Annotated in this window: 7 protein-coding genes, 1 tRNA gene and 1 pseudogene; 6 read left to right on the top strand and 3 right to left on the bottom strand. The window is 71.1% G+C overall.

Features of this window, described 5'->3' with window-relative positions:
* Positions 1-486 (top strand): annotated as a pseudogene (locus tag AWQ68_RS45500) (NrfD/PsrC family molybdoenzyme membrane anchor subunit); the annotation flags it as partial.
* Positions 487-578: 92 nt separating this feature from the next.
* Here AWQ68_RS45500 and AWQ68_RS37860 read toward each other — a convergent pair.
* Together AWQ68_RS37860 and selD are read right to left on the bottom strand one after the other, a co-directional pair.
* Entirely contained in the window at positions 579-899 is a 321-nt protein-coding gene (locus AWQ68_RS37860) for an alpha-amylase inhibitor (protein WP_066950805.1), read from the bottom strand.
* Between the two features lie 484 nt (positions 900-1383).
* Entirely contained in the window at positions 1384-2430 is a 1047-nt protein-coding gene (gene selD, locus AWQ68_RS37855; protein WP_084464857.1) for a selenide, water dikinase SelD, read from the bottom strand.
* Positions 2431-2523: 93 nt separating this feature from the next.
* Here selD and AWQ68_RS37850 point away from each other — a divergent pair.
* The 4 genes from AWQ68_RS37850 (at position 2524) to AWQ68_RS37830 (ending at position 4886) form a co-directional block, all read left to right on the top strand.
* A tRNA-Sec gene (locus AWQ68_RS37850) sits at positions 2524-2616 on the top strand.
* A gap of 709 nt (positions 2617-3325) precedes the next feature.
* Positions 3326-3631: a hypothetical protein gene (locus AWQ68_RS37845; RefSeq protein WP_066950802.1), complete on the top strand. Its 306-nt coding sequence runs from the start codon at positions 3326-3328 to the stop codon at positions 3629-3631.
* Complete coding sequence (locus tag AWQ68_RS37840) at positions 3628-4185, top strand: hypothetical protein (protein WP_066950801.1); 558 nt, start codon at positions 3628-3630, stop codon at positions 4183-4185. Before AWQ68_RS37845 ends, AWQ68_RS37840 begins: the two co-directional genes overlap by 4 nt.
* A 191-nt stretch (positions 4186-4376) precedes the next feature.
* Complete coding sequence (locus AWQ68_RS37830) at positions 4377-4886, top strand: amidohydrolase family protein (RefSeq protein WP_218007219.1); 510 nt, start codon at positions 4377-4379, stop codon at positions 4884-4886.
* 144 nt (positions 4887-5030) lie between these two features.
* On the opposite strand, the gene AWQ68_RS37825 is transcribed toward AWQ68_RS37830, so the two are convergent.
* Positions 5031-5498: a VOC family protein gene (locus AWQ68_RS37825; protein WP_245656514.1), complete on the bottom strand. Its 468-nt coding sequence runs from the start codon at positions 5496-5498 to the stop codon at positions 5031-5033.
* A 193-nt stretch (positions 5499-5691) separates the two neighbouring features.
* Here AWQ68_RS37825 and AWQ68_RS37820 point away from each other — a divergent pair.
* Positions 5692-5956 (top strand): transposase (locus AWQ68_RS37820; protein ID WP_218007218.1); only part of this gene is annotated, 265 nt, incomplete at its 3' end.

Here is a 5956-nt window from a genome sequence, read left to right as displayed (position 1 = left end):
CCCGCCGTGCTGGTTGCCGACACCGCCGTGCCCGCCTGGCACTCGGGCTATCGGGAGTTGCCGTTTCTTTTCGCGGGGAGCGCGCTGGCCAGCGCCGGAGCGGTCGCGATGCTCGCCACGCCCCGGGCCGAGGCCGGCCCGGCCCGCGCCGTCGCGGTGCTCGGAGCCGCCACCGAGACCGCCGCCGCCACGATCCTGGAACGGCGGCTCGGCCTGGTCGGCGAGCCGTACCGGGAGGGGCGGGCGGGGCGCCTGCTGAGCGCGGCCCGCGCGCTCACCGCGGGCGGCGGCCTGCTCGCGCTGCTCGCCGGGCGCAGCCGGGCCGCCACCGCGGCCTCCGGCCTCGCGCTGACCGCCGGGGCGCTGTGCACCCGGTTCGGCATCCTCGCGGCGGGCCGCGCCTCCGCCGCCGATCCCAAATACACAGTGGTCCCGCAGCGGGAACGCCTCGACGCGGGCGCGGTCGCCTCGGTCCCCGGCCGGTGAACCGCCTCCGGCGCCCAAACGAAGAGGCGGCCCCGCGTGATCGCGGGGGCCGCCTCTCTCGGAGCTACTTCGCCATCAGCGCATGGTCGGGGTCAGCAGCGGTTGGCGCCGTCGAAGTTCCTGGGGCCGCGCGGCACCTTGCTCTTGATGGTGTCGCCGGGCCGCGCCGTCTGGCAGCTCCCGTCCACGCCGTTCGCCCACACGATCTTCAAGTTCATCGTGTAGCCGCAGTCGTTCCGGGCGTAGCCGGTCTTGGTGATGGTGCCCGTCTGCTGCCAGACGGTGACGCAGGTCGGGGCGTTGCCCGCGGGGAGCGCCGACGTGGAGGCTGCGGCGGTGCCCTGGAGGGCGAGAAGGGTGATGCCGACGCCGAAACCGGCACCGGCGATGGCGGTCGCGAAGCGTGTGCGCACGGACGGTGATCCTTTCTCTGTTGGGGAACTGCGACGAGAACGGTCCTCTCCGCCCCGACCTCGGCCGGGCGGGGGTGCGGTCCGAGGGCGGGAACAAGGCTCACCATCTCAATCGCGTCGCGGGCGCGGCTACGGACGCGGGCCACAACGAGACTCCCGAGGCTTGACGGCGTGGCGACCGTAACGTTCGGCGAGGCGTGCCGAGATTGCGGTGGATCCTCGCATACCGGATGCGCTGCCCGACGGAGCGGTGCTCTCATTCATGTCGGCGTGAGTGCGCATGTCCGCCGGGCCGCCGATGCTCGCCGGACGGCCCGTGGAAGCGTGGGTCTCTTCGACCTCCCGGCCGCGCTCGGTCGGAGCGGCTTTTCGGCCTCCGGCCGCTCTCCGTCAGCGCAGGCGCAGAGCGGCTTTTCGGCCTCCCCGGCCGTCCTCCGTCAGCGCAGGCGCAGAGTGGCCTTTCGGGCCTTTCGGCGGCGCTCGGTCAGCGCAGGCGCAGAGCGGCGCCCTCGCGGGGGACGAGCTCGCCGATCACCGGCGCGCCCGGGACCTCGCCCGCCACGAGCAGCCCCCCGGACGTCTGCGCGTCGGCGAGCAGCAGCAGTTCGGCGGTGTCGCAGCTCCCCGGATCGAGGTGGGGCTCCACCCACGCCAGGTTGCGCCGGGTGCCGCCGCTCACGTAGCCGTCCCGCACCGCCTCCCGCGCTCCCTCCAGATACGGCACGGCCGCCACGTCCACGACCGCCGTGACGCCGCTCGCCCTGGCCAGCTTGTAGAGGTGGCCGAGCAGCCCGAAGCCGGTCACGTCCGTGGCGCACCGCGCCCCCGCCGCGAGCGCCGCCCGCGCCGCGTCCCGGTTCAACGTGGTCATCGCGGCCACGGCCTGCGGGAACACCTCGCCGGTCGCCTTGTGCCTGGTGTTCAGCACGCCGACGCCGAGCGGCTTGGTGAGGGAGATCGGCAGCCCGGCGCGGCCCCCGTCGATGCGCAGCAGCCGGTCCGGGTCGGCCAGGCCGGTGACGGCCATGCCGTACTTGGGCTCCGGGTCGTCCACGCTGTGGCCGCCCGCCACGTGGCAGCCCGCCGCCCGCGCCACGTCGAGGCCGCCGCGCAGCACCTCTCCGACCAGGTCCATCGGCAGGGTGTCACGTGGCCAGCCCAGCAGGTTGACCGCCACCAGCGGCTCCCCGCCCACCGCGTACACGTCCGAGAGCGCGTTGGTGGCGGCGATCCGCCCCCAGTCGTACGGGTCGTCCACGACGGGAGTGAAGAAGTCGGCCGTCGCGACGACCGCCCGGCCGCCCTCGATCCTGACCACTGCCGCGTCGTCCCCGTCGTCCAGCCCGACGAGCAGCTCGCCCGCCGCGCCGTCGTCCGGCTCGCCCATGAGGCCGGTCAGGATGGACTCCAGCTCTCCCGGAGGGATCTTGCAGGCGCAGCCGCCTCCGTGGGCGTACTGCGTGAGCCGTACCCCGCCGGCCGGCGGGTCGAGTCGTGACGTGGAGCCGGGCTCGGTTGTCGTTCCGGTCATGCTGCCTCACCTGGGCCGATCTGGACAGAAGTGGGGAGGTTCATGGACGCCGTTCGTGATGGCCCTTACCCGCTCGCCGGTACGTTCTCCCGTGGAGGCGTCTGGGCGCCTGGTGGCCCCCGCGGTCTTCAAAACCGACGAGGCCGAGGATCTCGGCCTGGCGGGTTCGATTCCCGTCCGCCTCCGCTACCAGGCAAAACGCGCGGGGAAGCTGTGAGAGACGATCATCGCTTCCCCGCGGAACGATCTCCTCGGGAGGCCGATGGGAACAAAATGGGAGCACCGCGTCACGATCTTGTCCGTGCTGCGTCATTCCGGTCGGGGAGGAGCGCAACAACACGCTCCGCTGCTTCAGCCAGAACCGCCTGGCGCACATGCTGGAACAGGTCTGGGCGTGCCGGGGGACGGCCACGCCGGGGGTCGGCCCGTGCACCCTGCACGGCGGGGTGCCCCGCACGAGCGAGGACGAGCAGGGCCAGCCCGAACCCGTTGATCCCCAACCGTTGGAGCCGAACGAGCCTGTTGACCCTCAACCGAACGCGCCAGTTGACCACCAGCCGTTGGAGACCCACGAGGAGCCAGAACAAGGTTCGGCTCCAACCGCTGGGGAGCTGACCCCCAACGGTTGGAGCGTTGACCACCAACCGCTGGAGCATTCACCCCAACGGTTGGGGAGGAGTACGTTCAGTGCGTTCCTGGTTCGTTCAATGTTCGTTCCTCCCAGGTTCCCGCCGTAGGCGGGCTCACTCGCCGTACCGCGCGAGGCTCGGGTGCGGCGCCTCCGGCGCAACCGGACAATTCCTTCCTCGCCCGCTACGCCATCACCTCCATCGGCCGATACCGGGATGCCCCGCAGTGGGTTCGCGAGCACCTCGCCCGGCTGACTGAGGCCGCCATGGACGCCGGCTTCGGCGCGCACGCGATCGCCCACTACGCCGCCATGGTGGTCGCCGAAGCCGAATTCCAGCCGCACCAGCACATCCCCGAACTCCGGGAGGCGCTGCGCCGCCTCGCCCGAGACACAGCCCTCGGCGACCTGTGCCGCGCCTGCGGCGTCCCCGGCTGCGCCTGCACCGACCCGCCCGTCGAGGACCGGCCCTGGACGCCCGAGGACCAGGCCGCGTTCCAGCGCACCCTCGCGCACCTCGGCGTCACCCCCGACGACCTCGACGCCCTTGACCAGACAGGGAGCCCCTCATGATGGCCCGCCGCCGGGCCCAGCCCGGCCCCGACTTGTCCCAGCGCTGGCGCGACCTGCACGACGCGCTCAGCGACGACCTGCGCCCGTACGTCCCCGCCGCCGACTTGGACGACCTCATTTCGCGGATCATCACCCGCCGGATCTCGGAAACCGGGTGGCGGCCGCCGCTCCGCACCGACCACGAGGTCATCACCGACGCCCGAGCGGCACGCGTCGCCGGCATCCTCGCCGACGGCGGCCCGGGCCAGCTGTGGCACGACCTCCGCGACGGCGTCCTCGAGGAGCTGCGCCCGCACGTGCAGACCGCCGTCCTCGACGACCTCGTGGCCCGCATCATCGTCGAGCGGGTCGCCAGCCCGGTCCGGCGTCGAGGCATGCCGAGCCGCAGTCGTCTTGTCCGGCTACCACTCGCCCCTCTACGACGAGCTACATGCCGGGTGGGAGCGCGTCGAGATCCAGGCATTCACGGCTCAGGCGCACAACTGGCAACGCCGTACCGAGGTGCTGTGGTCCAACCGGCCGTTCCCAAATCAGATGCTGCCCCTGTTCGATGAGACAGCCTCATGACGCGCACAGCCATCCAGGACCAGCCGGCCCTGTGGGATCTCCCTGAAGCGGCGTCTGCACGTGGCCAGGCGAAGCGCATGCCTACCCACGCCCTGGACGATCTGAGCGCCGACGGGGTGATCCTGCTGGCCAACAGTCGCCGTGACTCTACGTGGGCGACCCGGCCCTGGACCCGCTCATGACGACGCTGGACGACCGCTCCGCCGTGGTTCTCGTGCACCCCGCCGACCTGCCCGGGCCGGCCGTGCCGGGCATCCCGCCCTTCGCCGCGGACTTCCTGCTCGACACCACCCGCGCCGCCTTCAACCTCGTCCGCCATGACGTGCCGCGGCGCTTCCCCAAGATCCGGTTCATCCTGGCGCACGCCGGCGGCTTCCTCCCGTACGCGGCGCACCGCCTGGCCCTGACCGTCTTCGCCGAGACCGGCCGGGACCTGGACTCGATCTTGGACGACTTCGCGGGCTTCTACTTCGACACCGCCCTGTCCGCCAGCCCGGCCGCGCTGCCCTCGCTGCTCGCCTTCGCCAAGCCGGGGCACGTGCTGAACGCCAGCGAGTGGCCCTTCATCCCCGAAGTCGCCGTGGCCTGTTTCAACGGTCACCTCCAGGACGCCGCGGACCACATCACCGACATCGGACACCGCAACGCACGGCTGCTGTTCCCCCGCCTGGCTGAAGCCGGACACTGAGATCCATCTCAACCGCCTACTTCCGGAATCGGGCGATTCCGGAAGTAGGCCCCGGGAGTGACGTCCGGAAACCCGACGCCAGAGATCTCACAGCCCCAGCCGGTCGCGGGCCGTCGAGTCGGCCCGCACCCCTCGGGGGCGCTGTCAGGGGCGGGTGAAGCCGGGGCGGGTGTGGCGTGTTTCGGGGGTTTCCAGTTCTTGGAACAGGGTGATTTCGAGGTCTGCCGGGGCGTGCAGGCGCGAGTTGAGGGAGCGCCATGGGGTCTCTCGCGGCGTGGCGATCAGTTCTGCTCCGGCCTCAACGAGTTCGGTTGTCATGCTGGCGCTGTCCTCGACTTCGAAGGCGATCCGGAGCCGGGCGCTGGGCCGCCCATCGGCTTCGACGGAGTCGATCATCTTGACCTGTGCGGGGTTCGACAGCTCAAGGGTCGCCGACCCCGCTTCCAGGATCGCGACCCGGGCGTCGCCGTCGCCTTCGAACGCCGCCTGTTGCGGCAGCCCGAGTACGTCCCGGTAGAAGCTCAGGGCGGCGTCGAAGTCCTCGGCTTCGACGACGAGTCGTAGCTGCTTCACGCGGCGCCGTCCCGCGGTGGTGTCGGTGTCTCGCATCATGCCGATTACGGTAGGACCTGACACCAATGTGAGAGGGCGGTTCGCGAGTGAATGCCCGAACTGCGATGTGATCGTATGAATTTGTAGCGTTACAGCCGGTCGATGGGCTTGGGCGTGCTGAGATGACCCGGTGAGTAAGCGCAAGCCCTATCCGAGCGACTTATCCGACGAACGGTGGGCCCTGATCGAGCCCATGATCACGGCGTGGAAGGCCGCGCATCCCTCGGTGAGCGGCCATCAGGGCGGCTACCACATGCGGGAGATCGTCAACGCGATCCTCTACCAGAGCCGGACCGGCTGCCAGTGGGCATTCCTGCCCCACGGCCTGCCGCCCCGCAGCGCGGTCTACTACTACTTCGCCAAGTGGCGCGACGACGGCACCGACCAGACGATCCACGACCTGCGCTGGCAGACACGGGAGAGGTGGGGACGATTAGGGCCTGTATCGAAGTCCGCGG

Source organism: Microtetraspora fusca (assembly GCF_001570365.1).
GTDB classification, from domain to species: domain Bacteria; phylum Actinomycetota; class Actinomycetes; order Streptosporangiales; family Streptosporangiaceae; genus Microtetraspora; species Microtetraspora fusca.
This window is presented reverse-complemented; position numbering and strand designations above follow the sequence as displayed.

What these genes read in the sequence shown, in the direction of transcription:
- AWQ68_RS37840 (WP_066950801.1), top strand. Translation starts at nt 3,628, where the DNA reads ATGATGGCCCGCCGCCGGGCCCAGCCCGGCCCCGACTTGTCCCAGCGC.
- AWQ68_RS37825 (WP_245656514.1), bottom strand. Translation starts at nt 5,498, where the DNA reads ATGATGCGAGACACCGACACCACCGCGGGACGGCGCCGCGTGAAGCAG.
- selD (WP_084464857.1), bottom strand. Translation starts at nt 2,430, where the DNA reads ATGACCGGAACGACAACCGAGCCCGGCTCCACGTCACGACTCGACCCG.
- AWQ68_RS37830 (WP_218007219.1), top strand. Translation starts at nt 4,377, where the DNA reads ATGACGACGCTGGACGACCGCTCCGCCGTGGTTCTCGTGCACCCCGCC.
- AWQ68_RS37845 (WP_066950802.1), top strand. Translation starts at nt 3,326, where the DNA reads ATGGACGCCGGCTTCGGCGCGCACGCGATCGCCCACTACGCCGCCATG.